At 36.4% G+C, this 26,517-nt stretch carries 22 protein-coding genes, 1 tRNA gene and 5 pseudogenes; 10 read left to right on the top strand and 18 right to left on the bottom strand.

The window, feature by feature from the left end:
* Positions 1–380: 380 nt before the first annotated feature.
* A complete protein-coding gene (locus tag ACFIJ8_RS07070) occupies positions 381–515 on the top strand; it encodes a hypothetical protein (protein WP_273788114.1) in 135 nt (44 codons plus the stop codon).
* 468 nt (positions 516–983) lie between these two features.
* Here the strand turns inward: ACFIJ8_RS07070 and ACFIJ8_RS07065 are convergent, their stop codons facing one another.
* The 4 genes from ACFIJ8_RS07065 to ACFIJ8_RS07050 form a co-directional block, all read right to left on the bottom strand.
* Positions 984–1,937, bottom strand: a complete 954-nt coding sequence (locus ACFIJ8_RS07065) for a YbhN family protein (RefSeq protein ID WP_273788113.1) — start codon at positions 1,935–1,937, stop codon at positions 984–986.
* 24 nt (positions 1,938–1,961) lie between these two features.
* Positions 1,962–3,704, bottom strand: coding sequence for a YbaL family putative K(+) efflux transporter (ybaL, locus tag ACFIJ8_RS07060; RefSeq protein ID WP_375639275.1), 1,743 nt, complete (start codon positions 3,702–3,704; stop codon positions 1,962–1,964).
* Between the two features lie 99 nt (positions 3,705–3,803).
* Positions 3,804–6,317, bottom strand: coding sequence for a protein translocase subunit SecD (gene secD, locus ACFIJ8_RS07055; RefSeq protein WP_375639274.1), 2,514 nt, complete (start codon positions 6,315–6,317; stop codon positions 3,804–3,806).
* 92 nt (positions 6,318–6,409) lie between these two features.
* Positions 6,410–6,787 carry a hypothetical protein gene (locus ACFIJ8_RS07050; RefSeq protein ID WP_375639273.1) on the bottom strand — a complete coding sequence of 126 codons (378 nt, stop codon included), beginning with the start codon at positions 6,785–6,787 and terminating at the stop codon, positions 6,410–6,412.
* 180 nt (positions 6,788–6,967) lie between these two features.
* Here ACFIJ8_RS07050 and ACFIJ8_RS07045 point away from each other — a divergent pair, with 180 nt between their 5' ends.
* The 3 genes from ACFIJ8_RS07045 (at position 6,968) to ACFIJ8_RS07035 (ending at position 11,140) form a co-directional block, all read left to right on the top strand.
* Positions 6,968–9,343, top strand: a complete 2,376-nt coding sequence (locus tag ACFIJ8_RS07045; protein WP_375639272.1) for a mechanosensitive ion channel domain-containing protein — start codon at positions 6,968–6,970, stop codon at positions 9,341–9,343.
* A complete protein-coding gene (locus ACFIJ8_RS07040; RefSeq protein ID WP_375639271.1) occupies positions 9,337–9,609 on the top strand; it encodes a hypothetical protein in 273 nt (90 codons plus the stop codon). Before ACFIJ8_RS07045 ends, ACFIJ8_RS07040 begins: the two co-directional genes overlap by 7 nt.
* 568 nt (positions 9,610–10,177) lie before the next feature.
* Positions 10,178–11,140, top strand: a complete 963-nt coding sequence (locus tag ACFIJ8_RS07035) for an outer membrane protein (RefSeq protein WP_375639270.1) — start codon at positions 10,178–10,180, stop codon at positions 11,138–11,140.
* Between the two features lie 332 nt (positions 11,141–11,472).
* Here the strand turns inward: ACFIJ8_RS07035 and ACFIJ8_RS07030 are convergent.
* Positions 11,473–11,825: pseudogene (locus ACFIJ8_RS07030) on the bottom strand (hypothetical protein); the annotation flags it as partial.
* Between the two features lie 176 nt (positions 11,826–12,001).
* Between ACFIJ8_RS07030 and ACFIJ8_RS07025 the strand changes: the two are divergent.
* Positions 12,002–12,224 (top strand): annotated as a pseudogene (locus ACFIJ8_RS07025) (BrnT family toxin).
* Positions 12,202–12,384: a hypothetical protein gene (locus ACFIJ8_RS07020; RefSeq protein WP_375639269.1), complete on the top strand. Its 183-nt coding sequence runs from the start codon at positions 12,202–12,204 to the stop codon at positions 12,382–12,384. The pseudogene ACFIJ8_RS07025 and the gene ACFIJ8_RS07020 overlap by 23 nt, the downstream one beginning before the upstream one ends.
* Before the next feature lie 197 nt (positions 12,385–12,581).
* Here ACFIJ8_RS07020 and ACFIJ8_RS07015 read toward each other — a convergent pair.
* Positions 12,582–13,080, bottom strand: a pseudogene (locus ACFIJ8_RS07015) (antA/AntB antirepressor family protein).
* Between the two features lie 136 nt (positions 13,081–13,216).
* On the opposite strand from ACFIJ8_RS07015, the gene ACFIJ8_RS07010 reads away from it, so the two are divergent.
* From ACFIJ8_RS07010 to ACFIJ8_RS07000, 3 genes and pseudogenes are all read left to right on the top strand, one after another.
* A complete protein-coding gene (locus ACFIJ8_RS07010) occupies positions 13,217–13,477 on the top strand; it encodes a hypothetical protein (protein ID WP_375639268.1) in 261 nt (86 codons plus the stop codon).
* Position 13,478: 1 nt separating this feature from the next.
* A pseudogene (locus ACFIJ8_RS07005) lies at positions 13,479–14,101 on the top strand (lambda exonuclease family protein).
* A 68-nt stretch (positions 14,102–14,169) separates the two neighbouring features.
* Positions 14,170–14,374: pseudogene (locus tag ACFIJ8_RS07000) on the top strand (helix-turn-helix transcriptional regulator).
* Between the two features lie 98 nt (positions 14,375–14,472).
* Here the strand turns inward: ACFIJ8_RS07000 and ACFIJ8_RS06995 are convergent.
* The 8 genes from ACFIJ8_RS06995 to rpmH form a co-directional block, all read right to left on the bottom strand.
* Positions 14,473–14,557, bottom strand: a tRNA-Leu gene (locus ACFIJ8_RS06995).
* Positions 14,558–14,669: 112 nt separating this feature from the next.
* On the bottom strand, positions 14,670–15,290 hold the full coding sequence (locus tag ACFIJ8_RS06990; RefSeq protein ID WP_273788104.1) for a 2,3-bisphosphoglycerate-dependent phosphoglycerate mutase: 621 nt from the start codon (positions 15,288–15,290) through the stop codon (positions 14,670–14,672).
* A 28-nt stretch (positions 15,291–15,318) separates the two neighbouring features.
* On the bottom strand, positions 15,319–16,131 hold the full coding sequence (gene dapB, locus ACFIJ8_RS06985; RefSeq protein ID WP_375629109.1) for a 4-hydroxy-tetrahydrodipicolinate reductase: 813 nt from the start codon (positions 16,129–16,131) through the stop codon (positions 15,319–15,321).
* A gap of 1,225 nt (positions 16,132–17,356) precedes the next feature.
* Positions 17,357–18,049 carry a glutathione S-transferase family protein gene (locus ACFIJ8_RS06980; RefSeq protein ID WP_273788102.1) on the bottom strand — a complete coding sequence of 231 codons (693 nt, stop codon included), beginning with the start codon at positions 18,047–18,049 and terminating at the stop codon, positions 17,357–17,359.
* 138 nt (positions 18,050–18,187) lie between these two features.
* A complete protein-coding gene (gene yihA / locus ACFIJ8_RS06975) occupies positions 18,188–18,832 on the bottom strand; it encodes a ribosome biogenesis GTP-binding protein YihA/YsxC (RefSeq protein ID WP_273788101.1) in 645 nt (214 codons plus the stop codon).
* Entirely contained in the window at positions 18,829–20,667 is a 1,839-nt protein-coding gene (gene yidC / locus ACFIJ8_RS06970; RefSeq protein WP_375629116.1) for a membrane protein insertase YidC, read from the bottom strand. The genes yihA and yidC overlap by 4 nt, the downstream gene beginning before the upstream one ends.
* Entirely contained in the window at positions 20,657–21,049 is a 393-nt protein-coding gene (gene rnpA / locus ACFIJ8_RS06965; protein WP_015856278.1) for a ribonuclease P protein component, read from the bottom strand. The genes yidC and rnpA overlap by 11 nt, the downstream gene beginning before the upstream one ends.
* 117 nt (positions 21,050–21,166) lie before the next feature.
* Positions 21,167–21,301: a 50S ribosomal protein L34 gene (gene rpmH, locus ACFIJ8_RS06960; RefSeq protein WP_078680626.1), complete on the bottom strand. Its 135-nt coding sequence runs from the start codon at positions 21,299–21,301 to the stop codon at positions 21,167–21,169.
* Positions 21,302–21,888: 587 nt separating this feature from the next.
* Between rpmH and ACFIJ8_RS06955 the strand changes: the two genes are divergently transcribed.
* Positions 21,889–22,950 (top strand): Mrp/NBP35 family ATP-binding protein, encoded by a 1,062-nt coding sequence (locus tag ACFIJ8_RS06955; protein WP_375639267.1) that lies wholly within the window; start codon positions 21,889–21,891, stop codon positions 22,948–22,950.
* Between the two features lie 389 nt (positions 22,951–23,339).
* Here the strand turns inward: ACFIJ8_RS06955 and ACFIJ8_RS06950 are convergent, their stop codons facing one another.
* From ACFIJ8_RS06950 to rsmI, 4 genes are all read right to left on the bottom strand, one after another.
* Complete coding sequence (locus ACFIJ8_RS06950; RefSeq protein WP_375639266.1) at positions 23,340–24,131, bottom strand: pyrroline-5-carboxylate reductase; 792 nt, start codon at positions 24,129–24,131, stop codon at positions 23,340–23,342.
* A 55-nt stretch (positions 24,132–24,186) separates the two neighbouring features.
* Positions 24,187–24,432, bottom strand: a complete 246-nt coding sequence (locus ACFIJ8_RS06945; protein ID WP_375639265.1) for a hypothetical protein — start codon at positions 24,430–24,432, stop codon at positions 24,187–24,189.
* Between the two features lie 103 nt (positions 24,433–24,535).
* The gene (locus ACFIJ8_RS06940; protein ID WP_375620416.1) at positions 24,536–24,904 is read right to left on the bottom strand and encodes a YraN family protein; all 369 of its coding nucleotides are present in this window, start codon (positions 24,902–24,904) and stop codon (positions 24,536–24,538) included.
* Positions 24,905–24,908: 4 nt separating this feature from the next.
* Entirely contained in the window at positions 24,909–25,796 is an 888-nt protein-coding gene (gene rsmI / locus ACFIJ8_RS06935; protein ID WP_015856283.1) for a 16S rRNA (cytidine(1402)-2'-O)-methyltransferase, read from the bottom strand.
* Between the last annotated feature and the right edge of the window lie 721 nt (positions 25,797–26,517).

Below are 26,517 nucleotides of genomic sequence, written 5' to 3'. Positions count from 1 at the left end.
ATCAAGATAAAACAAAGTAATTAGCTGGACATAACAGAAATAAAATTAGATCAGTTTAATGGTTTAAAGCTAATACCTGCTAAACGATAGAAAATAAGCTTTAATAAGGATTCAAGTTCTAAAATATTAAACCGTGCAGTTACGTTATGCTGTTTTCCCGTTAGCTTAACCGCTAAAAAGATAAACATTAAGAAAGCTGCTCAGAATCATTATAATATATTGATTTATAATAATTAATTATTCTTTGTTTGAAAAAAAACTTTATTGTCATAAACTTCTTTTGTTTCAATCCCTCTTATAATGAATTAATTAAAATTATTACTTTTGCATTATAAATGAGATTAACGTGTGGATAAAGACTATTGAAGAAAAGCATAAAAATGATACTTATTAACGTTCTTAAGCGTCAAAAGTTATCACAACATTGGAAAAATAGTATAATGGCACAGGCTTTCTCTTTTATTAAGTATAAAGATGATGATGCAACAATGGCTTTTACGGGTGTTACTGTGTAATGGGGAAGAGCACTGAGAGATGAAAATTTCGTAAAGTTTTTCCTTGTATTTTTATTATGATCGTTTAGGAAAAATTCTTTTATTAAAAGGGTTAAGTATTCTTGATTTATATACTTTTTCTTTTTTTAATAATAAAATAAAGTTATTTTCAGATAGAGGTTTTTAATTTGAGCATTTGTTTTTTGCAATGATGTGTTTTATCCAACATACAAATCGATTACATAATGAAATAGTCCTTTTAATATTCAAGTCTATGGGAGTTTTTTTGAAGGAAAATAGATAAATATTTCTATGCTTTTTGTAAAGTAAGATTCTTATAAAAGGGGACCTTCAAGTTTCAATATAAAGTTTCAATATAAAAAAGATTAATACAATTAATGTTTGTATTAATTTACATATACAATCGAATTTAGCATGGATGATAATCTTTATAGGCACACAAAAAAGAAGTCGCTGATAGCCTTTTATTTATTCAGGTGGTGTTTTGGAGGTTCTTTTCCAATATTGATGCGCTTCAAAAATGGCGACCACAAATAATGAAATGATGAGCGGTATAATCAAATAAAACATTCTAAAGACAATAAGTGCTGCAATAACATCGGTTGGATTTATATTGGGCATGCCTGTTATGAAGAGAGCTTCAAGAACTCCTACTCCTCCTGCTGGAGCATTGGAGAGAAGAGTTATTGTAAAAGATGCTAGGAAAACACCAAGAACAGAGATAAAATGAATATCTGCGTTGTGTGGGAGAACAGCATATATAATTCCTGCTGCTCCTAAAAGCTCTAGAGGGCTAATGAGAAGCTGTTGAATAACAATTTTCAACCGTGGATAGGAAAGTTGAATTTTCTTACCCAAGCGTAAGGGTTTTAACTGAAGCCAGCTGCCAAACGTATAAAGTGCTATACAGCTGAGTAAAATTGCTCCACTCGTTGTCCCTAGCCATTCAGGAAGTTCTTTATGAATGAGGGTGATAATTTCGGGTTGCAGCACCAAAACGATTCCCAAAAGTAAGATTGTGCCGATTACAAAAGTAAAAGAGCAAAAACCTACTAATATTGCGATTTCTGTTCCGCTTAATCCTTTCATTTTATAGGCGCGATAGCGCACAACGGCACCAGAAAAAACTGAAGCACCGATATTGTGTGAAAGAGCGTAGGTTGTAAATGAACATATAGCGATAAAAATCCAAGAAATTTTATGGCCTAGATGTTGTAAGGCAATTCGATCATATCCAGCAAGAGCAGCATAAGCTAGGAGGGAACATAAACAGGCTAGTAACCAGTGCTGTGCATTTAAATCGCTCAAGCGCTCCAATACATCCCCAAATGAAATGGCAGAGAGTTTCATATAAAGAATCCGAATAGATATCAGCATTGCTAAGATACCAATCAAGGGCCATATAAATTGCTTTATTTTCACGATTCTTTATCCATTTTATGTTTTCTATAAATTTTCATGATTGAGCACATTCTGTACAGATCTTCGTTCCGTTATATACTCCATAATGCCATTGGCAACTTCTTCATCATCCGTTACTACAACATCAGCACCTAAATCAATGAGATATGCTGTTTCTGTGTCGGATAATGCATGTGTGATTATCTGGATATCTTTCTTCATACCACGTATATTCACGATACATTCTCCTACTTCAATGGTGCTTCGCATTGTAATAACAACTTTATGTGCATTATTTATATTTGCTGCGTTCATTATTTCTTGTTGAATGATATTACCGCAAATAGCCTCAAAGCCATCTGCAATCGCTTTATCAGAGAGGCGTTTTGATTCTTCTACGATCACTACAGGGTTACCTCTATTTATTAAAGATAATGCAACACATTTACCAATACGACCATAGCCAATAATTACGATATGGTTATTTTTTAAGGTCATCGGTAAAAAATCTTGGTCAGGATCTTGTGGATCAATATCAATAATTGTTTGGGCATTTTGTGAAGATGCAGAATTTTTTTCTAGACGTTTTTTAATTTTATTACAGGCAATGAAAACAAGAGGATTGAGCAAAATAGAAAAAATTGCTCCTCCAAGAATTAAATCATGAGCGTCATTGTTTAAAAGTCCTAAGCTTAAACTTAAACCAGCAAGGATAAAGGAAAATTCTCCGATTTGGGCAAGGCTTGCAGAAATAGTCAAAGCTGTTGCATTAGAATAGCGAAAAGCCTTAACGATGAAAAAGGCAACAGCAGATTTTCCGATTACGATAATGAATAAGGTTGCTAAGAGAGGAAAAAAATGAGTTAAGAGTTTCTCTGGGTCAAATAACATGCCTACAGAAACAAAAAAGAGAACAGAAAAGGCATCGCGTAGTGGTAAAGATTCTTCCGCGGCACGGTGGCTTAATTCTGATTCGCTCATGACCATACCAGCAAAAAAAGCACCAAGAGAAAGAGAAACACCAAATAAATGAGCAGCTCCGAAAGCTACTCCTAATGCAATAGCAAAAACGCTAAGACGAAATAATTCACGTGATCCCGATTGTGCGCTCATTTTTAAAAGCCATGGGATAACGCGTCGCCCAATGACGAGCATAAGTGCAATAAATACAATCACTTTCAGGATGGTGAGACCAAAAATACCCCAAATACTTAAATCCAACCATTGAACAAGAGGATCCAACGCTTCTTTTTTGGTATTGCTGAGGGCACTTGCCAAGGAAGGAATGAGGACAAGTATAAGGACCATTGCTAAATCCTCAATAATCAACCATCCAACGGCAATGCGTCCTTTTTCTGTTTCAATAAGATGACGCTCTTGCAAAGCACGTAGAAGGATAACAGTACTTGCTATGGATAAAGCAAGGCCGAAGATCAAACTACCACTGAAGCCCCATCCCATAATCAAACCAAGGCACAAACCTAGAAAAGTAGAAAATGCCATTTGTGCAATAGCAGCGGGGACAGCAATAGCTTTGACAGATAAAAGATCTTTTAATGAAAAGTGGAGCCCAACACCAAACATCAGCAAAATAATACCAATTTCAGCAAGTTGATTAATGATGACGGAATCTATTTTAAATCCGCCTGTATTGGGTCCCACAATAACACCGGCTAACAAATAGCCTACAAGTGGTGAAATACGCAAACGGCTAGCAATCATTCCTAAGAGAAATGCTAAACATAAACCTGCAACAATAGTTGTGATAAGTGGTGTGTCGTGGAGCATGGATTATTTACTATTCTTGATCAAAAAGCGAATGAATGAAAATGACTATATTTCTATGAGAAGAGAAGCGAAATGTATCATACGTATTAAAGGGCATTTTCATTTCACTTTGGTATTTGCACGATTATTTCGCTCACGCCACCAATTCCCTAGCAGGAGTAAAATAGGAGCAGCAATAAAGATAGAGGATGATGTTGCAATAATAATCCCAAAGACCATGGGCAATGCAAAATTATGAACAGCACTTCCACCCCATATCGCCATGGGGAGCATAGCAAGAATTGTTGTGGCTGATGTAAAAAAACAACGTACAAGAACCTGATTAATTGACAGATCAATCAGCTCGCGCAACGGCATTTTTTTATAAAGACGCATATTTTCGCGCATCCTATCATAGACGACAACTTTATCATTTATAGAATATCCAACAATTGTTAAGAGTGCAGCGATAGCCGTTAAATTAAAATCAAATTGAAATAAAGCAAAAAAGCCAATCATTTTTGTGGTGTCTAGAATGAGAGTGATAATTGCTCCAATAGCAAAGAACCATTCGAAGCGTAACCATATATAGAGAGACATGGCAATAGCCGCAAGGATAACAGCAGTAAAAGCAGCTGTGGCAAGCTCGCCTGAAATTTTGGGACCAACAACTTCTATTTGATCGAATGTGGTATCGGGATAGATATTTTGTACAGCTGTTTTGACCTTATCAATGGCGATGGTTTGTTGTGCTTCGCTACCGCTTTGTTTCTGCATGCGAATTAATACGGTGTTTTCGTTATCAATATTTTGCAAGGTAACTTCACCAATATTAAGAGTAGAAAGCTTGGAACGCAGAGTTGCTAGATCTGCTGGTGCTTTCGTGGTAATACTCATTTGGCTTCCGCCAATGAAATCAATTCCGAAGTTCAATCCAGGCTTAAAAAAGAGAAAGACTGAAGCCATTGATAAAACAATTGAGACGCCAATACCAATGAAACGTGCTTTCATAAATTGGAAAGTTGTGTTTTCTGGCATGATGTTGAAAGCAGAGTGAATATGCAATTTTTTAATTTTCCATTTACGAACGATCCAAATCATGATGATGCGTACAATGGTGATATTTGTAAACATGGAGATGATAATACCAAGCAACATTGTTACGGCAAAACCACGAACGGGACCGGTGCCAAACCAAAATAGTAAGACAGTCGCTATAATTGCTGTAACATTTGCATCAACAATGGTTGCAAAAGCGTGTTTAAATCCACGATCTAGGGCTGCAAAAGCACTCACACCTTTTCGACTTTCTTCACGGATACGTTCATTGATGAGAATATTAGCATCAACGGCAATACCGATGCCTAAAATAATACCAGCAATACCAGGTAGCGTAAGCGTAGCTCCCAAAAGACTCAGTGCAGCAAATGTTAAAATCGTGTGTAGAGCTAGTGCTATATTGGCAATTAATCCCCAAATGCGGTAGAGAAGAAAAATAAAAATTGCAACAAGAATAAAGCCAATTATGCCGGTGTAAAGTCCCATTTGGATGGCATCAGCACCAAGATTTGGACCTACGGTTCTCTCTTCAATGACCGTGAGTGGTGCGGGGAGGGAACCGGCACGAAGCAGAGCAGCCAGAGTTGAGGCTTCTTTGGGGTCAAAGTTTCCTGTAATTTGACCTTGTCCATTGGGAATGACACTATTGATGGTAGGAGCGGTTAAAACCTTATTATCCAGAACAATGGCAAAAGGACGGTTAATATTTTGTCGTGTTATATCGGCAAATATTTTTGCACCAGCGGAATCTAGAGTAAATGAAATAATGGAACGCCCTGGTATTTGGGGGTCAAAACCTGCACGGGCATCTTTCAGGACATTTCCATCTAAAGCGATTTGATCATAAATTGCATAATGCTGTGTTGCATCAGTATATCCAGGAAGAATAGAAACACCTATAGGGGGATTATTGGGGTCCACATTAGAAGGAACAAGATGAAAACTCATCTTAGCGGTTGTTCCTAAAAGATCACGTAGTTGTTTTGGATCTTGTAGTCCGGGCAATTGGACCATAATACGATCATTTCCGACCTTTTGGATGGCTGGTTCTGAAACACCAACTTGATCTATACGGCGACGGATGATTTCTAAGCTTTGTTCAATAGCATTGCTTACACGGTCTTTTATACCAGCTTCCGTTAATGTGACGCGGAGAGTTTCATTTTGAGCACTGATCGTGATGTTATGTTCTGTTGTACCAAAGCTACTGTGTATGGGGGTTATTAATGTTTTCAAAGCAGAGAGTGCTTTTTCAGTTTGCGATGGATCAGAAATAAGGGCAATAATGCTATCTTCAACGATACGCACACTTGAGGTGCGGATTTGTTTTTCACGCAATACATTGCGTACACTGCCTAAAACTATGTGTAACTGATCGCGTTTTAACATTTTGCTATCAACCTCGAGCAGGAGAGAAGAGCCTCCTTGAAGGTCAAGACCAAGTGCTACACGGGTGTCGGGTAAGAATTTCGAGTTTTTAACTTGTTCGTATGAAAATAAATTGGGCAAGGCAACATAAATGCTGCTTAAAAGAATAAAACAATAAAGGGTAGTTAACCAACCAGGTGTACGCATGATATATTCCGCTAATAGGCAATCTAACAGTTATTCAAAGTTAAAAGCACAAGTAAAATAAGATGATCGTTTTATAATTCAAGGAAGAGAATTTAAGTGTGTTCATTAGGAGGAGCGCGTTTATTTGAGAAATATTGCGTTTTAACGCTACGAAATCGTGTATCAATAGCTGGAATCTTTATTAAAAAGAAATCCAATGTTAGGATTTTTTGAAAGGTTCTCGTAAAAATAGATTCTGTATGGAGTGTTACAAGTTTTTTGTTTTCAGTTGTGGTAACATGCAACTGATTACATTTATTGTGTAAATCAAATCTATTCGTTTTAATGATATTATTGGTGTGTGATTGTTTGATTAAATAAGCACGCGTTCCTAGGTTGCTCGTCAAGAATACACCTAAACTGGATAGAAAAATCCAAGTTGTCAAAGGAAGAAAATCTTCTTTTTTGCAATAGAGGTGCAAAAAACACATGCTAGAGTGCCTTCTTTAATCTTATTGAGTTCAGCTTATTTATTATCCTTTTCTCTTATTATCAGTATTATAGGATAAGGGAAAGCTTTTATAAGATTATTCTACAAAAGTTGAAAATATCTGCTTTATACCATATTAAGGAGGGGGGGATAAAATCCTTTTTGTGCGCATAAGGTCGATATGTATTCATTTTGTAGAGAAAACATCCACATACTTTTCCTTCTTTTGGGGATTATCTTTGTATTTAATTCTGGTGCATGGGGGAATAGGGGTGCACAAAATACAATTGTCGAACAAACAATAGATTCTTATTCAGTTGATGAAATTATTCAACAACAACAGTTGATTATTGAGACTCTTGAAGAAAATAGTGAAACTTTAAAAAGAGATTTTGACAGAAAGTCAGAAGATGAGCGTTCTTTAGAAGAATTGCGGTTACGTGCACAAGATATCAGTGAACGTGCTATTGAGGCAGCATTTGTTTTGCGTCCTCCTCTTAATGAGATTAATACACTTCTTGATCAATTAACAGAGCTTCATCGTGACGTAAAAAAAATGAAAAGCTCAGTGAAAGAATATTCTTACTTGATAGAGCAAAAAGCTAAAATTAACAGTATCATGCTTCGTTTCGAAGAAATTTTCTTAGCGGCAAATAGAATAGCTGAACTTTCTATTTCTCAATCTCGGGAGCTTTTTAAACGCACGCTTACGTATAGGCTTGAGTTTTCGATTCCGATGGTTAAACAGCTCGCCCAAAAAACAAAAGAGGCTTCATCCGATTTTCTTTTGTTGTTAAATTATTGGTGGAATTTTGTATTTTATTTCAAGTTGTTACAACTATTTCTTTCCTTTTTAATTCCACTTTTTATCACTTTGGGTCTTTCGTATTTTTCTCGAAAAGTTCTTGTTCATGTGTATTGCCACTTTAGGAAGTCTAATGAGGAAATATCTTATTTACAACGCTTATTGATCGCCTTTATTTCAGTTCTCTTACCTTCGCTTATATGTACTTTTTGCGTTTATCTTGTGTTGTTTTTGTTTCGTAGTTTTAACTTAGATCTAGGTAAGCTTACAACAGTTTTTGATATGATAGGTTGTCAGATTATTTTAGTATTTTTAATCAATCGCTTAGCAATTGTTCTTTTATCTTCGAATATGCCCCATGCGCGTCTTCTCAGTATTGCACCATCGTCTGCTTATCAATTAGTGATTTTACTCACTTCTTTAGCGGGTGTGTTGGCATTTGATGCTATTCTTGATAGTATCTATCAAATCATTTCAGCGCCTCTATCTTTGACAATTGCTAAAAGTTTTATTGCTGTTTTTCTTGTAGCGATATTGCTGTTTATAATATCATTTGTACCTTTGCGATTTAGACGTAAGCGTTTTCAAGGAGAAAAAAAAGAACCATACTTTTGGCCATTTTATATACGCATTCCTCTTATTGGCTTGGGGTTACTGCTCTTTGTGTTGAATCTTTTAGGTTATGTTGGTCTTGCACGTTTTATTATGCAGCAAATTATGATTGGTGGAGCATTTTTAGTTCTCATGTATTTAGGAATACAAAGCGCTCAAGCACTTGGAACTAAAGGCCAATTTATGAAAACAACGGTTGGTCATCTTTTGATGCAGAGGTTTCATTTAGAAGAAAAAACGATGAATCAATTGGGAGTTTTTGTGAGCATTTTTCTCAATTTATTTGTTGTTGTATTTTGTGCAATGCCAATTGCTGTACAGTTTGGATTTTCCTATTCTGATTTGAAAGCAGTATTATGGCAATTGGTTACCGGTTTTCAGATTGGAAATATTACTCTTTCTTTGATTTCTATTGTAACAGGAATTATTTCTTTTTGTGTTTGCTGGTTTCTTATTCGCCGATTTATTGGTTGGTTAGATAGTGTGGTGTTGGTTCATGGAGAGTTCGATTCTGGTATACGTAATTCTATCAAAACAGTGATAAGTTATGGAGGCGTTGTTGTGTCTGCTTTGACGGGATTGTCAATGGCAGGTTTGGATCTTAGAAATTTCGCTCTCATTGCTGGAGGACTTTCACTTGGTATAGGTTTTGGTTTACAGAATATTGTCCAAAACTTTGTCTCTGGACTTATTATTTTAGTTGGAAGACCATTTAAAATAGGAGACTATATAGAATCTGGATCAGTAGGTGGTGTTGTTAAGCGTATTAGTGTGCGTGCAACGGAACTTGAAACCATTCAGCGTAAGACGATTATTATTCCCAATTCAAGCCTTATTAATAACAACGTTAGTAATTGGACTAGACGTAATAAAGTAGGACGAATTGATATACCAGTTACTGTATCATCTAAGGTTGCTCCAGAGCATGTTGCTGAAATTTTGTTGGAGATTGCTTTTGCGACAGAAGGCATTTTAAAAAATCCTACCCCGCAGGTGAGTTTTACAGCATTTGATCATAAGAGTTTTTCCTTTAATTTAGCTATTTATGTGCCTAATATTACTTCACCTTCTCATGTGACCAATGCTCTTCGATTTGTCTTATATAAGCGTTTTGCTGAGGAAGGAATCTTAGAATGCTGAAATATATTTATGCTTTGAGTACAGTTATTCTGTTGAATATTTTTACCATACCAGCTTTTGCCGCAACAGTGAAGAATACAGATTTAAAGGTACAATCTCTCATTGTTATCGAGGGAAGTATACCTTCAAAAGTTTCTTTAAATACTCATCAAACAATTACAATTTGTATGAAGGGATGTTTTATAACTTTTCCTAATAAAGACCGTTTTGCAATAAAGGCAGATGATAATATAGAAATCAGTCGGGGAAGAGCAATTTTTAAATAAAATGATTGAGAATTTTTATTTGGAGATAAGATTTAGAAGGACAATGATATTGTCGTATTAATAATCTCATCCTTTAAAAATGGTAGAAAAAAGGTATGATTTTAGTATAAAATAAGTATATTTTTATACTATATAGAATCTACAGTATGCATTTTGGATATAAGAATATTGAGGTATTTATAATATTTTTAATAAATATCTATTTTCTAAAAATATTTACACCATTTTTAGAATTTTTCTTACGAAAAAAGGTGTAAAATATACTGTTTTGTGATTTTTTTGCGTTTGTTTTGATACAAAATGTTTTATATTTCCTCATTAAAAAATATAATAGGTATTTTTATTAAATATTTATTATCTAAAGTATTCATTATTCTAATATTTTAAAATTTATTTGATAATATTAAATTTTGATGTAAAGATATACCAATCTAGTGATAGATTTAAATGTAACTATATGTAACTATAAAGGAGTACATGCGATTTTGCAGCATAATATTTTATAAAACTTTGTTTTTCTAAATGTGATTTTTGATTATATTTAAATTTAGCAATGGGGTATAATTTTATGAATACAAAATTTATAACAGCATCTGTTTTTTCTTTGATTTCACCTTCTATAGTACAGGCTGCAGATGTGGTGGCTCATGAAGAGCCAGTACATGTTGCCTCAGAAGTTGTTGCTTCTTCACCTTTTTCTTGGGCAGGTATTTATTTCGGGGGGCAAGTGGGTGGCTTTTCAGGTAAGACTTCTGCAATAACGCGTGATGTTGATATTCCTCTCTATCCTGATGAGGAGAGTAAAAGTAAACCATGGGTACCTGTCGAGAAACAGGATATGCCTGAGCTTTCTGGATTTATAGGTGGTTTTTATGCGGGTGTTAATTTTGATCTCGGTAATAATTTTATTGTTGGGATTGATACGGATATGCTTTTAACGGAAAAAAAGGATACAAAAACAAGATTTTATGCTGATGAATCGAGTGCTGGTGGTCCTGACACTGGTGGATCGGGTACTGAAGGATCGGGTACTGAAGGATCGGGCACTGAAGGATCGGGTACTGAAGGATCGGGCACTGAAGGATCGGGTACTGAAGAAAAAAGTCGAAAAAGGGCAAAACTTGTCAGTAGACAGGGTAGAGGATTGTCTCGCTCTGTTGCAGAGGATAAAGATAGTTTAACTTTTAATCATACGTTAAAACAAAAATGGACAGGTGCTACACGGGTGCGTGTTGGATTTTCTGCGGGGCGTGTGATGCCTTATATTGCTGGTGGTGTTGCTTATGGACAGTTTCAAGATATTTTGTCGACAGTAATTACGGGAGGTGAGCCCTTTAATAGGACATCGGATGTAACAAAAACGATGATTGGTTATACTCTCGGTGGTGGTGTTGATTTTGCAATGACAGATCATCTTGTTGTGCGTGCGGAATATCGTTATTCAGATTTTGGTAAAAAGAAATTTAAAGACGAGATTGAAGTTAAGTATAAGACGAATGATTTTCGCGCAGGAATAGCTTACAAATTCTAGCTTTGTAGGATAAAGGAGCTTAAATTTAAGAGGTCCTATCTCTTTGATAGGGCCTTTATTTTTTTAATGTTATGCATTGTAAATGCTATTTTATGGTGAAGAAAGGGTCTTTGATTTTGAGTGATGATGAGGAGATAAGAAAGAATTATTTAAATTCTTAATTGTTAAGAATGAAAATTCTTTGGTTCACAAGGTGTAGCTAAAATATTTATTTGCAAAGATGTAATGATTCGTTTTTTGTATTATTACGTTATCATATGATAATATCATTATAGCGTAAAAAAAAGTAAACTGAAAGATAGTTTTTCTATCTAAACAATTAGAAGATAAAGAAAACTCAACATAGCATTACGGTGCGCTCTTCCAAACTCACGGGCTGCTCTCTTTACTTCTTCACGGTCAACGGTTGTTTCGCGTAGTCGTTCAAGTGCAATCTTTTCGCTTTCAAGCGTAACTTGCATTCGCTCCAGTTCTATTTGTATTCATTGGCTCCATCTGTGGTGGCTTATTTTATCTTTGTCTGCGGTTGTCCATCAGGCGCTAAAAGTGAAGAAGAGCGCTTTGTTGGATTCTCATTCCAGATGGCTGTTGCAAGAGCTTCATTGATAGAACCATCTTCAAAAATAACCTCATCAAATTTGCCTGTTTTAAATTGTGAAACAACCGTATTAGGAGAGACACGCATCTTTTTCACAAACGCACGAACCGATATGCCCCGCTGTTTTTTTTATTCATAGTTCCTCTATTTTGAATGGTTTGTGCGAATTATTGTACACTTTAACTGTATTGACGGTGTTATATTTTTCGTATACATAAAACATATGAAGATAGTGTAGGACGGACCAATAAAGAGCTTTAAACATTGATAAACATAAGCCTGATTTTGCTGATGTTATTTACTTTGACTGGGAACATGCTCTTATTGATGCACACATTCAAACCGCATGAAAACTATTGGACATTTTGCTGATGGTATAATAGTTGTTGTTTTTGCAAAGCTTGGCAATGAAGCGGTATCCATTATCAGTTTTCGTCAAGAGAATAAGAAAGAGAGGTTTTCAATGACTATCAAAAAAACCTTTGAAACCGGATGTGGCTACACAAAAGAAGATTGGGACGCTGTGGATTCCCCACCACTAACAGATGAAGAACTTGCACGCCTAAAGCCAGCTAAAGAAGTTTTATCTGCTTCTTTTTTAATATGTAGCACAAGAACGCTTCAAACGTGGGTGTCCACCAGTTGAATCTCCCAAACAGGCGGTTACTTTACGTTTTGACCAAAACGTTATTGCCTCTTTGTAAGAAACAGAGGAAAGGCTGGCGCATGCGTATGGGGAAGTCTTAAAAAAAACAAGCGGTCGCTAAACAAAATCACTTCCCCATTTTTGAGAAAGGGGAGGGGATTTCTGTTTTTTACTTATACAGCTTTCATGACAGATCTTTATAAGACCTGTTTTACTTCTTTAATGAGAGCTTTATAATGTTCAAGTTCTTTTTCGAGTCTATTTGCATCTAACAAACGCCTCATCGTCAACCCTAAGATTTCTCCAACACCGGCAGTTTTTTAACACTCATAAGAAAATAATTCATAATCAATAGATTGGTTTTTCAACTTTTTCTCACATTCAATAAAATAGCGACGTGCTTGAGTCCTTTCTCATTGCGTTCAACCATTGAGAGCTCTTTTGCCATATCTAATGTAAGGTGATAATTAAGTGCTGTAACAGCCCTAGATTTTGCGCTTCCCAATTTTTGGAACCGCAATCTTGTGTTTTTATGAAATCTTTTCCTTCTTCAAACTCATACTGATTAATATGATCTGTAATCCAAGTAGCAAAACGTTTTCCTATTCCCATAAATGTATGCAACTTGCTTGCGTTTACTGTTTGAACAGCTTCCTGATTAATAATCTGTTCTCTAATTTCTATAAGATTGTTCATAAAGAACTCCTTGTGGTTAGATGTTTTTGATTGACACTCAATAAAAGGAATATTTCCTTTTGACGCTACTGGGAGCAAAAATAACATACAAGCGGTTGATTCTACTCTCACCTATGCACATAGATATCTATTAGGTATGCTTCTTAATGTCGCAAGAAAAGAAGACGATACAGATGGAACAAGGCTTCTTTCAGGTATCTCTATTGAACAAATGAATGAGATCAGAGAATTAATAGAACAGACAAGATCGGATAAAAGTAAGCTTCTCTCTTTCATAGGAGTAAAAAACTTCACAGATATGTCTTATAAACAAGCACAAACTGCTTTGTTTTCTTTGAAAAAAAAGCAACGCGCGCAAATGAATAAAGCACAACAAAAGCAACAAAAGGCGGTGTGAGATGGAACAAAGGACAGCAGAATGGTTTCAAGCGCGCTTGGGTAAAGTCACTGCTTCAAACGTTGACAACGTACTCAGTAAAACAGCAAAAGGATTGCCGAAAAGCAAATATGAAGATTACAAAATGAAACTCATAATAGAGCGCTTAACAGGGGAAATAAGCCAATCTCATACAACAACTGCTATGCAATGGGCATTGAACATGAGGATGATGCCTTGAAAGAATATGCATTCATTTATGATGTCGATATAATAAAATGTGGATTCATCCAACATTCTACAATGGAAATGGTTGGTGCAAGTCCTGATGGGTTCATTGGAGAGGATGGTTTAATTGAAGTCAAATGTCCACAATCAACGACTCATCTTTGTTTTTTTGTGTATGACGAAATCAAGCCTGAATATCACGCGCAGATGCAATTTCAAATGGCATGCACAGGATGCAAATGGTGTGATTTCATTAGCTATAATCCAAACTTTGTAAGTAAATCTACTGGTTTGAGAATGAAAATCAAACGCATTCTCCGTGATGAGAAACACATTGAAGAGATCAATAAAACTGTTGAAACCTTCTTAGCGGAAATAGAACAAGAGATGCAAAAGATTTTGACAAAAGCTGCTTAAACCTATGGGGTTTCTTCCCCCAACACCCTCGCCCATTTGTATAACATAAAAAAGAGAAAGGTAATGAGATGATACTTGATGATGGAGATAGATATGTAACAACCCGTGAATGTGCAAAGCTTTTTAGTGTATTCACAACCACGATTTGTAATTGGGTATTTCAAAGGGGTATTTCCAGAACTATATAAGCTAGGTAGAGCAGTGAGGTGGAGAAAGAAAGAGATCTTAACCGTCACTCCAAAGAAAAATAAGGAGAAAATAGGAGTAAATTAGGTAAAGTTGTATAAACCGTAGAAGGCGGTTCAAAAGGTGGTCTTAAAATGGTTATTTAAAGAAAAAATCTATGTATTTCAATATATTAAAGATGAAAATGGTGCCCAAAAGAGGACTCGAACCTCCACGCCTTGCGGCACAGGTACCTGAAACCTGCGCGTCTACCAATTCCGCCATCTGGGCTCATAAAATTGATCTAAGCGTATCAAGCAATTCTGTCAATGAAATTATAGAATTTATTTTTTTAGCTTAAAACGATTGAATTGATTTTTTGGGAGATCATGATTTTAGAAGTTTAAGGTGTGAGGACTGTCTTCGATAAAATTGTTGAATCCGGATTAAATGTATAAATAATAGGAATGCCGGTCGCTAATTCTTGAGATATAATTTCCTCACCGGAGAGACCTTCAAGCGCCATAATAAGAGCACGAAGAGAGTTTCCATGCGCTGCGATCAAAACAGTTTGGGAGCGCAAAATATGAGGCTGAATGTGGTAAAGATAATAAGGCCAGATGCGCGCACCGGTGTCGCGTAGGCTTTCTCCATTCGGGGGCGCAATCGTATAAGAGCGGCGCCACATTTGCACTTGCTCTTGTCCCCATTGTTGGCGTACTTCATCTTTATTTAAACCAGAAAGATCACCATAATTACGTTCATTTAATGCGGGATTTTTTATCACTTCTAAATCTGATTGTCCCATTTGCTCTAAAATGTGCTGAGCCGTTTTTTGAGCACGCTGTAAGGCAGATGTATAAGCGATATCAAACTTCAAACCATATTCTTTCAGTTTTTTTCCTGCTGCTATCGCTTCTGCATGACCTTTTTCTGTTAAATCGGGATCTTTCCAACCGGTAAAAAGGTTTTTGAGATTCCATTCACTTTGTCCATGACGAATTAGTACAAGTATGCGTTCCATTATGAATTGCCTCTATTCTATTGATTGTTTAAAATTCATCGTTCAATCCCAAAACATCGAGCATTGAATAAAGACCGTTTTCATGATTTTTTGCCCACAAAGCTGCTTTTAATGCGCCATTGGCAAAGATAGAGCGTTCTTGCGCTGTATGTGAAAGAATAATGCGCTCATGGGAACCGGCAAAAATGACACTGTGTTCTCCAACAACTGTTCCACCACGTGAACAAGAAAAGCCAATGGAGCCTTTTTCGCGTTTACCTATATGACCATTGCGTTCGTTGACACGTACATTTTTAAGCATAACATTGCGCCCTTCAGCTGCTGCTTGGCCAAGAAGAAGGGCTGTTCCAGAAGGGGCGTCAACTTTGTTCGCGTGATGCATTTCATAAACTTCGATATCAAAATCATCGGCGCCTAATGCTTTAGCGGCTTTCTTTACAAGGTTGGCCAAAAGATTTATTCCAAGGCTCATATTTCCGGATTTGACAATTGTTGTATATTTCGCAAAATCTGCAATTTTTTCTTCTTCTGTTTTGCTAAATCCTGTGGTGCCAATAATATGGACAAGGCTTTTTTGAGCAGCGTAGTTAGCATAAAGAATACTGGCTTCTGGTTGAGAAAAATCTAAAATACCTTCTGTGTTAGAAAAGGCATTTTCAGGATCGTCAGTAATGACAATCCCAAGAGAATCTGAACCAATTAAGGCACTGGCATCTTTTCCTACAAACGGTGAGCCTTTGCGTACAAGAACAGCACAAAGCTCTACATCTCTCCTCTGTTGGATTGCTGTAATCAGTTCACGTCCCATTCTTCCATTTGCACCAACAACTGTAAGGCGCATTCTTATCTCCTTATGACATTTCACTGTGCAGTATAGGCAAATTCTTGCCTTCTTTCCAATGGTTCTTTTTCTTTATAGGAAAAAAAATTTCCTGCTTTAATTTATCTTGTTGTGCTGTAAAACACTGTTGTTTGGAGAAAGTAATATATGATCTACAAATCTAAGTAGAGATGTTTTTCGTTAGAGTGTGTGATGAATATTCCTAAGTAAGGTTTTCTTATGAAACCTAATGAAGATTGTGTATTACTTCACGTTTTTGTTTCTTTCGTTCTTTAAGGGGAGGGGCGTTCTTCATGCAAAACAAGATTTCCCAAACAAATACACTTATGTTGTCAATTCATGCGCTTGTTTTAAAGAAATATTTCTCAATACTTCTAAACTTATTTTATGATAGTGCTCGTGAGTGGTATCACGAGAGAGTATCCATGAATAATATAAAATCTATTCTGCGCCACTATCTTTATGCTTCATAAAAGAGAAAATTAGCACTACCCTACGTTTTGTTAGCCTTTAATGTTTTAACAATCCTTGGTACTTAGGCATTTCCATTCTTTTCTTTAATATTTTTTCCCGAACCAATTCCATGTGTGACGCATAAGCAAGCGATTTTGATTGTTTCAAATTTGATGAAGGTAATGAGAAAAAGGTATTTGGAATTGATGATTCAAGTTAAAAAAAGATTATTTAATCATTTTATATCAATATATTATCTGTTAATAAAATCACGTAAAAGGGGGTGGAAATAAGGGGACAATAAGAAGTTGGATTGTTTACACACGAGAGTTGGTCGGATTCTTTATCTTTTAGGAAAGTCAGTTGAAAAAATTGTTATGTTGTAAAAACGCATGATGAGGCTTTGTTTATTATAGAGCAAAGAGCATATATGTTATGCAATGCGTTTTTGGAGGATAACATGCGTTAAGTATTGTTATTTCATTTTCCTAGCTTCCAGTGATGCTACAGCTCTTATATTTAAAGAGAGTATTTAAAATCCTTTCTTATTATTCCTATGCTAATCTTTTTTGTAACACGTCAAGAAAGTGATTTTTTTCATGCATTATAAGGGGGGATAAAATAAGAAAATATTATGGGGGGCTTATTCTCTGTTTAATATGATTCTAAATCAATGTATTATCGTATTGTTTATACGCATGCATAAAAATTCATAAGCCTATAAATATCCTTTAGATAAAATATCGTTTTTACTTTTGTTTGTGGGAGAAGGCTAGAAATCAAGATCTGCATAGTGAGCACTTGCAACAATTCCGCGGACGCGATCTGTTAAAAGAGAACGAAAAGAAGGGCGTGATTTAATTCTCATATACCAGTCTTTGGCAGCAGGAGATTGTTCCCAGTCAATTTCCCCTAGAAAGTCAAGTACAGAAATAGAGGCTGCTGCTGCTAGGTCTGCATAGGACAAGGTAGAACCGACTAAGCTATCGCGAGAGGCACAGAGCCAGTTGAGATAGTTCATATGTGGTAAAATATTGGCACGTGCATTGCGTAAAATTTGTGAATTAGGAGCACCACCACCAATGGCAAGTGGCATTTCACGTTTATGGATTCGTTCTCGTACGATATGGCGCGTTGCTTCATTTTCGAATTTATTTAAGAACCAGTCATTGAGACGGCGTACTTCCGCACGATCTAAAGGATTTTCCGGAAAGAGCTTATTGTCTTGTCGTAAACTTCCATGTGTTTCGTCTAAATATTCGCAGATAACAAGAGGACCTGATAATGGAACCTCGTGTTCATCGAGAAAAACAGGAACGTGACCAGCGGGATTGAGGGCTAGAAATTCGTGTCTTCTTGCCCATTCATATTCTTCAATCAGTTGAGTGGTTACACCATATTCCCCAAGAATGAGGCGTATGAAGCGCGAGGCAGCGGATAGGGGAGAGTGAAAAAGTGTCAGCATAATTTACACTATCAAATAGAGTTGATGAGAATTCTTTCAAGTAATCATTTTTATAAAGATGCTTGACTAGAAGTACAAGATCATTAGCAGCTGCTAGTAATTATAATTAATAAATTGTTAATAATGGCAATTGTTCTTTTATGCGATGGTTTGCAAAATGGCAGCACGTAATTCTTCTAAACCGAGAGCTTTTTCTGAAGAGGTTACAAGAAGCTCAGGATAAGCTGCCGGACGTTTGAGAAGCTTTGTTTGTGTGCTCATAATTAATTTTTCCAAGGCATTTGATTTGATTTTATCGCTTTTTGTCAAAACAATTTGATAAGAAACGGCTGCTTTATCAAGGAGAGCAAGAACATCTTCATCATTATTTTTGATTCCGTGCCGTGAATCAATTAAGATATATACACGCTTTAATGTTGTGCGCCCCCGTAAATAGCTAAAAATCAAATTTGTCCACGCATCAACCAGATTTTTAGGAGCAGCAGCGAAACCATAACCAGGCATATCTACTAATGCTAGAGGGGGAAGATCTCCCAGCTGCCCACTGAAGCCATCGGGGACAAAATAATTAAGCTCTTGAGTCCGTCCTGGTGTATTTGAGGTGCGTGCTAAGCTTTTTTGTTGGACGAGTGCGTTTATTAAAGATGATTTTCCAACATTGGAACGTCCTGCAAATGCAATTTCTGGTGGTCCTTCAGGGGGGAGAAAGCGTATTGCTGGTACACCACGAATAAAAATCCAATTGCGAGAAAAAATTCCAGAAAGGGAAGAATCTCTTGTCATTCATGCACTTCTTTTTTGGGTGATTTTCTCCACATGGTTTTCAGATTATCGAAAAGCTCAATTTTAACTCCTTGGCGCTTCATCATGATACCTTGCTGAATGATTGATAATATATTGTTCCATGCCCAATAGATAACGAGACCAACAGGAAAAGAGGCGAGCATAAAAGTAAAGACAACAGGCATCCATGTGAATATCATCGCTTGGGTTTGGTCTTGAGGAGCGGGATTCATACGCATTTGTAAAAACATCGTTATTCCCATAATCAAAGGCCATGCACCAATCATAAGGAATGTTGGAGTTGTATACGGTAAGAGACCAAACAAGTTAAAAAGAGAAGTTGGATCGGGTGCCGCTAAATCTTTAATCCAGCCAAAGAAAGGGGCATGGCGCATTTCAATGGTGATATAGAGAACTTTATAAAGAGCAAAGAATATTGGGAATTGAACCAACATTGGCCAACAACCAGCAAGGGGATTAATTTTTTCGGTTTTATATAGTTCTATTATTGCTTGTTGTTGCTTGGTTCTATCATCGGGATATTTTTCTTTTATTTCTAGTAACCGCGGTTGTAAAAGCTTCATGCGTGCCATAGACTTATAAGATTTATTGGCTAGAGGAAAAAGAAGAGTTTTTAAGAGCACCGTGACAAGAAGGATGGCGATACCAAAATTTCCTGTTTGTTTATAAAGAACATCAATGAGAGAAAACATTGGTTTGGTGATGAAATCAAACCAACCCCAGTCAATTAAAAGAGCAAACTTTTTGATTTTTAGATCATTTTGATAGTTATTAATAATTTCAACTTGTTTTGCACCAGCAAAAAGCCGATTTGTAATAGTTTTTGTTTCATTTGGAGCAATCGTTAAAAGCGATCCTAGCAAGTCAGACTGATAATGCGTTTGCAAACGATCAAAATAAATAAAACGGCTTGTATATTCTTTATTTTGCGGGGGAATAACTGCTACAGCCCAATATTTATCGGTAATACCAATCCAACCTCCTGTTACTTTGGAGAAAGTCATACTTTTCTGCCCATTATCAGGATTCGGGTCAAGCTCTGCTAAGGTTTTATATTTTTCAGTTTTGAGCGAATCTCCTGCAATACCTATCATACCTTCATGAAGTAAATAGGTTGCATTTGTATGTTCTGGTGGTGCTGCACGTGCAACGCGGGCATAGGATGAGAGATATATTGGTTGATCACTTTCATTGCTGATAGAATCTTCAATGGTAAACATGAAATGATCATCAACAGAAAGAATACGCCGGAAGATCTGTCCTTGTCCATTATTATAAATTAAAGTGATGGGTGTTGAAGGAGTCAGGATTGTATTGTTTCCCTCTATTTGCCATTGTGTATCCGATTGTGGCAAAGCTTTTGCTGGTAAAGATGCACTTGCAAAACCAAATTCAGCAAGGTAGGTCGTTTTGAAACCCTTAGGATTCAGCAAATCGATTTCCGGTGATTTTTTATCGACTGTTAAACGATATTTTTTGAGGTGAAGATCATCAAATTGTGCACCAACAAGATTAATAGAGCCTTCCAGTTCATTGGTTTTGATCGCAATACGCTTTGTTTTGGCCAATACAGCTTTCCGGATTTCAGGTGTCATTGGCTGTTCGATGATAGATGTTGCTTGATGCGTTGAGGTATCGTCAGAAAAATTCGTCGTGGTAGTAGAAAGGGTTGATTGTTGTTTTGACAATTGCTGTGTGATGACTTGTTGTTTTTGTAACTTTGCTTGTTTGGGAGCAACATGAAGAAATTGCCATGCGATGAGCACTACGAAAGATAAGCCAATAGCGATAAAGAAATTGCGGTTATATTCCATCCGTACACCCTTGTTGTTGTTGCTGATGTTTTATTTTTGGTTTTATTCGCCGATTTAATTCACTAATTAAGGATGTAAAAGGCGCATGTAACGCATCACGATATGCTACAATGACATAGTCTGTTCCTGCTTCCATGTGGTTTGTTACACCAACTCTTACGGCTTCACGCAAGCGCCTTTTGATACGATTACGTTTCACAGCATTACCGTTTTTACGAGTAACAGTGAAGCCTACACGTGCAACAAGAGAATCTTTTCTTTCTGTTGTTTGTTCACGAGATTTAACTTCGAGCAAAAATAAAGGACCACGCCGCTTTTCTCCTGTACGGACAGCCAAAAAGTCTGCTCTTTTGCGAATACGGCAGGGATGTTTTTTCTTCATAAAAGAACATTTCGCAATTTCACTAAATGCCTGCAAGCAGGCATTAGAGGTTCATAACAAAAGTTTCACAACGAAGAAATGGTGAGCAATCCTCAACGGTTGTGAAAATTTAAATGGTTAAGCAGAGAGCCGCTTACGTCCACGAGCACGTCTTGCAGCAATAACTTTACGTCCTCCAGCTGTAGCCATGCGTGCACGAAACCCATGGCGGCGTTTACGGATAAGTTTAGAGGGTTGGTAAGTACGTTTCATTTATTTAAATACCGCGGAGTGCGGCCCTTCTTAATCTTCGTTTTATGAGCAGTTATGCGCGAGATGAACGATTTTATCCTATCATACGGCTGTTAACCCATAAGGAAAAATATAAAAAAAGTCAATCTTAGATTGTTTTTCTCGCTCTTGAAAGAATACAAAACACCTTATAATCGTCTGTGATACTTTTTTTACGATACTGTAAGAGTGTCAGAAATAACGATTAAGTCTATAGAAAATAAATGACTAGGGCGTTAAAGAATTAAAGAAAGTGTGACTGATTATTGTATACTCAATTTAAAGTATCCTTTAATATTAAAAATTTTTTCAGTTTTTGTTTTTACAAAATTTTTATCAGAACATTCATTAAAGTGGTTGTAGACAAACACGATTGATAGGATTTTATAGCAGATTTTATGTTTGAGATTCTTTATTTAAGGATGGTTTCATATTTTTAAAGAGAAAAGATATAAGTAATTTATACTTTATAATTTTGAGTAAAGTAGAAAATTATCAGGTGATGAACCTGTAAGTATTTTTCGTTCTTATGCTTATATTTGCTGGTATTTTTATAGAGAGGAAAGAACGTGGATTCTATTACAAGTGAGGCTGTCCGCAACGTATTACGTAAAATCAAAGGACCAGATCTTGAAAGTGATATCGTGTCGTTGGGGCTTCTTTCAGAAATATTGATTGCTGATGGTAAGGTTTTTTTTTCCATTACAGTTCCTGATGGAGGTGTGCAAGAATGGGAATCATTGCGTCGTTCTGCTGAAAAGATGGTATGTGCTTTGGAGGGAGTGAAATCTGTTGTTGTCACACTTACAGCAGAAAAAACAACAAAGGCAGTACCTAGACGGAGAGCAAATCTCTTACCGATCAAAATGCCCATAGAAGGTGTGCGGCATGTGATTGCTGTTGCTTCTGGAAAAGGAGGGGTCGGAAAATCTACGATGGCAATAAATATCGCCTTAGCTTTACAAGATTCTGGTTTCAAGACGGGGGTGATGGATGCTGATATTTATGGTCCATCTTTGCCGCGTTTGACAGGACTTGTTAATCAAAAACCACAGCTCATTGGAGAAAAAAAGATTCAACCTCTTGAAAAATTCGGACTTAAATTGATGTCGATGGGATTTTTGGTTGAGGAAGAAAAGCCGGTAGTATGGCGTGGTCCTATGGTTATGGCAGCGGTAACGCAATTGTTACGAGACGTTTTATGGGGACCTCTGGACGTTTTAGTCGTTGATATGCCGCCCGGTACAGGGGATGCACAACTAACGCTTGCACAACAGGTACAATTAACAGGCGCGTTGGTTGTCTCTACGCCCCAAGACCTTGCTTTAGTGGATGCGCGTAAAGCAATAGAAATGTTCATGAAAGTCAATGTTCCTATTTTAGGAATCATTGAGAATATGAGTTATTTTATCGCTCCTGATACGGGAAAACGCTATGATGTTTTTGGCTATGGTGGTGCACGGACAGAAGCGGAACGTCGAGAAGTCCCTTTCTTAGCGGAAATACCGCTTGATGCAGCTTTACGATTTTCTTCAGATGAGGGGATCCCTATTTTTATTGCTAAGCCTAGTACAGAGCATACTAACCTGTATCGTAAAATTGTTGATCAAATAAAAAATCAACTCTTTTGAATGGATGTTTGTTTAAGATATTAAAACACAATCATGAAGGACATAAAAATAGTTGCTTCTTTGTAAGGGGAAGTTTTAATGTGTGAGTGGAGTATATAGGTTAAATAAACAAAAAATTATTCATGCGTTTGGATAACCTGAAGGGGAACCAAATTGAAGAGATAGAGCCATGAGGTAGAAAAAAATATTGGTATTGAGGCTAAAAGAAGAAGACAGAAAATAAAAATAATTTAGAAAAATTGTAAACGGTTGTAAAAAATATTTAAAAATCAATTGTTTTCACAAAATGGGATCTTTTTCAGGTGTAAAAAAGCATTTTTCGATATGAATTTTCTTGATATCAATCTCAACATTTAGCTCTTTCTTATTGAGCTGATAAAAAATGTTGGTTAAGTCTTTCTAGAAGCATTCATTTTTTGCAAAGTAGCCTCAAGAGCTGTTGTTAAAGCATTCCTTCCCCCTTGATGAGAAAAGTAATTTGACAAAAATTCATTTGTTCCACCCTTTGTTGAAAACTCTTTTTCAAGCATTGCGAAATCGAGAAATGCAGAATGATCCGTTGCCATAATTTTACGCATTTCATCCGTAAGATTTCCAAACATCATGGTAAGAAACTCTGCTGATTGCTGTTTTTTTAACCCCTGTGTTATAAACCATTGATGAGCGGTTTCTATAAAATTAAAATATACTCCCATAAGTGAACCAGCTGTCATAAAAAGATTAAATTGCTCTTCCTTATCCAGCACCAATGTGCCCCCCAATGCATCAAATAAAGTGCGTAAAAAGGGATGATCGGGATAGATTGGTGTCAAATTTTTGCATTCTGCAACAAAAGGTAATGGAACAGCACGATAAACTTTATGATTAATCCACTCTTCTATTTCTGCTGCTTTTGCCATAGCAAGTACGGAAATAACCAGCTGTTCTGGACGAAAATGAAGAGAGCGCAAAACGCCTTCTGCAATTTGATTGGGCAAGCAAAGAAAAACACAATCACTAACATCAAGCAACGCTTGGTTATTTTCAGCAACCATAACCTTATCATAAGTGTTTGAAAGGCGCTCTGCTGTTTGTGCATTGCGAGGTGAAACAATAATGGAAGAAACATCAAAGGTGCTTGTCATGAGTCCATTCACCATTGAAGCACTGATTGTACCTGTTCCCAAAAAGCCAAGTTTCATTTTTATTCTTCAGTTTTATATTTTAAAAGGAATCTCAATCAACATTTCAGGTGCTTTAACTAACATAAACGCTAATTGAAGAAGCAACACATAATATAGCAAGAATAATCAAGCCCAGATAGATTTTTGGTTTGTCAAAGAGAACGGCAAAAGCAGAAAACCAACCAACAACAGCTGCGGCTAATGCAAATAAAAAACCTGGTTTATTCATAAGTACAATATGCATTGCCATTAAACCACCAATAATCAGCGCTCCAAAAACAATGAGTAAACCTGTTGCAAACTTTTCATAATCATCCATATTTCACTCCTTATAGCGCTCAAACGGTTACGCACTTTTTAACGCATATGCACATAAAAACGAAATGTTTTTTATTGAGTATGGTTAAAATGGGGTCTGCCTCTTATTGATCAGATGTAAAAAATGCAGGGATATGCTGTGGCCAACGCCAAGGTAAAATTGCAATCAAATCAAAGCGTACAGATAAAAGGGCATAATCTTTTTGCCGTGCGAGCCAAATATCGGCTGCTGCCTCAATTCGCCTTTCATTCATTCGGGAAACCGCTTCCATTGCTTCAGCCAACGTTGAACGTGCTTTAACTTCAACAATTAACACAAGATTTCCACGTCGTGCAATTAAATCAATTTCCCCACACTTTGTTTTAAAACGCATTTCGGCAATGTGAAACCCTTTGCAACGTAGCCACCAAGCTGCCAATTTTTCTGCACGAATCCCTCGATAAAAAGACTTTTGTCTGCGTTTTTTTTGTATCATCTTACGCATTTTTTAAAAAAACTAACCGCTGAAAAAGTTCCTGCTTTTTAAAACCGGTCTCTTTTGCAACCAAAGCTGCTGCTTGAGCAGCAGAATGTGTCTGCGCGCGTTCTAATAGCATTTCATCAATTTCTTGATCACTTATCACATTTAAAGAAGAGGATGATTCTCCAACAAGCACAACAATTTCCCCACGAATATGTGCTTGTTTTCTGTAATTTTCCAACAAATTCCCTAAATTGGAAACATCTACTGTTTCAAACTTCTTTGTTAATTCACGACAAATGGCAGCAGGTCGATCAGCCGAAAAAAGAGTGACCATATCCTGTAAAGTTTCAACAAGACGATGCGGTGATTCATAAAAAATCAAAGTTGCTGGAATCTCTTTTAATTGTTCCAACCGTTTTCTGCGCTGTAGCTTGCGTGCACTCAAAAAACCTGCAAAAAAAAAGCTATCAGTAGGAAGCCCTGTTGGTATAAGAGCGGCTAAAAGAGCGGATGCTCCAGGAATAGGAATAATTTTATGACCAGCTTTACGGGCTTCTTCTACCAATCTAAATCCGGGATCAGAAATAAGTGGTGTTCCCGCATCTGAAACAAGCGCTACTGTTTTGTTTTCTGCTAAAGCCGCTAAGAGCTTCGGACCCGCTTTTTGCGCATTATATTCATGATAGAGAAAAGTTTTTTTTTGAATACCGTAACGTTCCAACAAAACACGTGTTACCCGCGTATCCTCACACGCTAAAATATCAATTCCTGCAAGCACTTGCAAAGCACGAAGCGTAATATCTGCAAGATTTCCGATAGGCGTTGCCACAAGATAAAGCCCTGATTCTATAACGGGTGCAGAATAAGCATGCGCACCTATAAAATATGCTTTTTCACACATGCTCTTTTCTTTTCATCAAATTTCCCTCACCACAAGATTTTTATCCATACTCATAAGCCATTTTGGCTCATTTTTACCAGCACATTTTTATCATTATAAAGGCTTACCTTACTCGAATAATCGATTACACTTCAATAAGATAATCTCATCTTTAACGTCTTAATCTAACATTATTATCTATTTTGATCCGCGTTATTTTTTTAGTAAAACAAATTCCAGATGTAACCAATATTCTATCAGCTCCATGATTTTCTATAAAGTTTTTCGTTCGAGAACCAAAAAACAATTTTACCTATGCCACCATCTCACGCTTGGCTGTGCTCTTTTAAAAGCTAAGCTTTTTAGACTATTTCCATAACGCCTATCTTTCAAATATTCTATTGATATCCAAACTGTTTTTCTGAGCAAATGTAAACAGCCTGTTTTGAAACATAAACAGCTAATTGTATTGTCATTGATCAAAGATAAGCCCTTATCAGAAAAATATTTCATTTTTTCATATTCTCTACAGCTTTAACAGTATGAATGAGTACCTTAGAAATGTTTAAGGCTAATTTTTATCTTAAAGATTTGATTTATAATTGATAATTTATCGTTTTGCATATTGATTAGGAGCTTTAAATATCGTAAAACTATCTCATCTCATCTCATCTCATCTCATCTCATCTCATCTCATCTCATCTCATCTCATCTCATCTCATCTCATCTCATCTCATCTCAT

Source organism: Bartonella sp. MF74HXZ, assembly GCF_042194445.1.
Lineage (GTDB): Bacteria > Pseudomonadota > Alphaproteobacteria > Rhizobiales > Rhizobiaceae > Bartonella > Bartonella grahamii.
The sequence above is the reverse complement of the archived record's forward strand: the minus strand, read 5'-3'. Positions and strand labels throughout refer to the sequence as shown.

Coding starts and splice junctions, on each gene's coding strand:
- ACFIJ8_RS06990 (WP_273788104.1), bottom strand. CDS start 15,290: ATGGAACGCATACTTGTACTAATTCGTCATGGACAAAGTGAATGGAAT.
- yihA (WP_273788101.1), bottom strand. CDS start 18,832: ATGACAAGAGATTCTTCCCTTTCTGGAATTTTTTCTCGCAATTGGATT.
- ACFIJ8_RS07035 (WP_375639270.1), top strand. CDS start 10,178: ATGAATACAAAATTTATAACAGCATCTGTTTTTTCTTTGATTTCACCT.
- ACFIJ8_RS07020 (WP_375639269.1), top strand. CDS start 12,202: ATGACTATCAAAAAAACCTTTGAAACCGGATGTGGCTACACAAAAGAA.
- ACFIJ8_RS07045 (WP_375639272.1), top strand. CDS start 6,968: ATGTATTCATTTTGTAGAGAAAACATCCACATACTTTTCCTTCTTTTG.
- rpmH (WP_078680626.1), bottom strand. CDS start 21,301: ATGAAACGTACTTACCAACCCTCTAAACTTATCCGTAAACGCCGCCAT.
- ACFIJ8_RS07040 (WP_375639271.1), top strand. CDS start 9,337: ATGCTGAAATATATTTATGCTTTGAGTACAGTTATTCTGTTGAATATT.
- ACFIJ8_RS06980 (WP_273788102.1), bottom strand. CDS start 18,049: ATGCTGACACTTTTTCACTCTCCCCTATCCGCTGCCTCGCGCTTCATA.
- dapB (WP_375629109.1), bottom strand. CDS start 16,131: ATGCGCCTTACAGTTGTTGGTGCAAATGGAAGAATGGGACGTGAACTG.
- ACFIJ8_RS06945 (WP_375639265.1), bottom strand. CDS start 24,432: ATGGATGATTATGAAAAGTTTGCAACAGGTTTACTCATTGTTTTTGGA.
- ACFIJ8_RS06950 (WP_375639266.1), bottom strand. CDS start 24,131: ATGAAACTTGGCTTTTTGGGAACAGGTACAATCAGTGCTTCAATGGTG.
- ACFIJ8_RS07050 (WP_375639273.1), bottom strand. CDS start 6,787: ATGTGTTTTTTGCACCTCTATTGCAAAAAAGAAGATTTTCTTCCTTTG.
- yidC (WP_375629116.1), bottom strand. CDS start 20,667: ATGGAATATAACCGCAATTTCTTTATCGCTATTGGCTTATCTTTCGTA.
- ybaL (WP_375639275.1), bottom strand. CDS start 3,704: ATGCTCCACGACACACCACTTATCACAACTATTGTTGCAGGTTTATGT.
- rnpA (WP_015856278.1), bottom strand. CDS start 21,049: ATGAAGAAAAAACATCCCTGCCGTATTCGCAAAAGAGCAGACTTTTTG.
- secD (WP_375639274.1), bottom strand. CDS start 6,317: ATGCGTACACCTGGTTGGTTAACTACCCTTTATTGTTTTATTCTTTTA.
- ACFIJ8_RS07070 (WP_273788114.1), top strand. CDS start 381: ATGATACTTATTAACGTTCTTAAGCGTCAAAAGTTATCACAACATTGG.
- rsmI (WP_015856283.1), bottom strand. CDS start 25,796: ATGTGTGAAAAAGCATATTTTATAGGTGCGCATGCTTATTCTGCACCC.
- ACFIJ8_RS07010 (WP_375639268.1), top strand. CDS start 13,217: ATGCTTCTTAATGTCGCAAGAAAAGAAGACGATACAGATGGAACAAGG.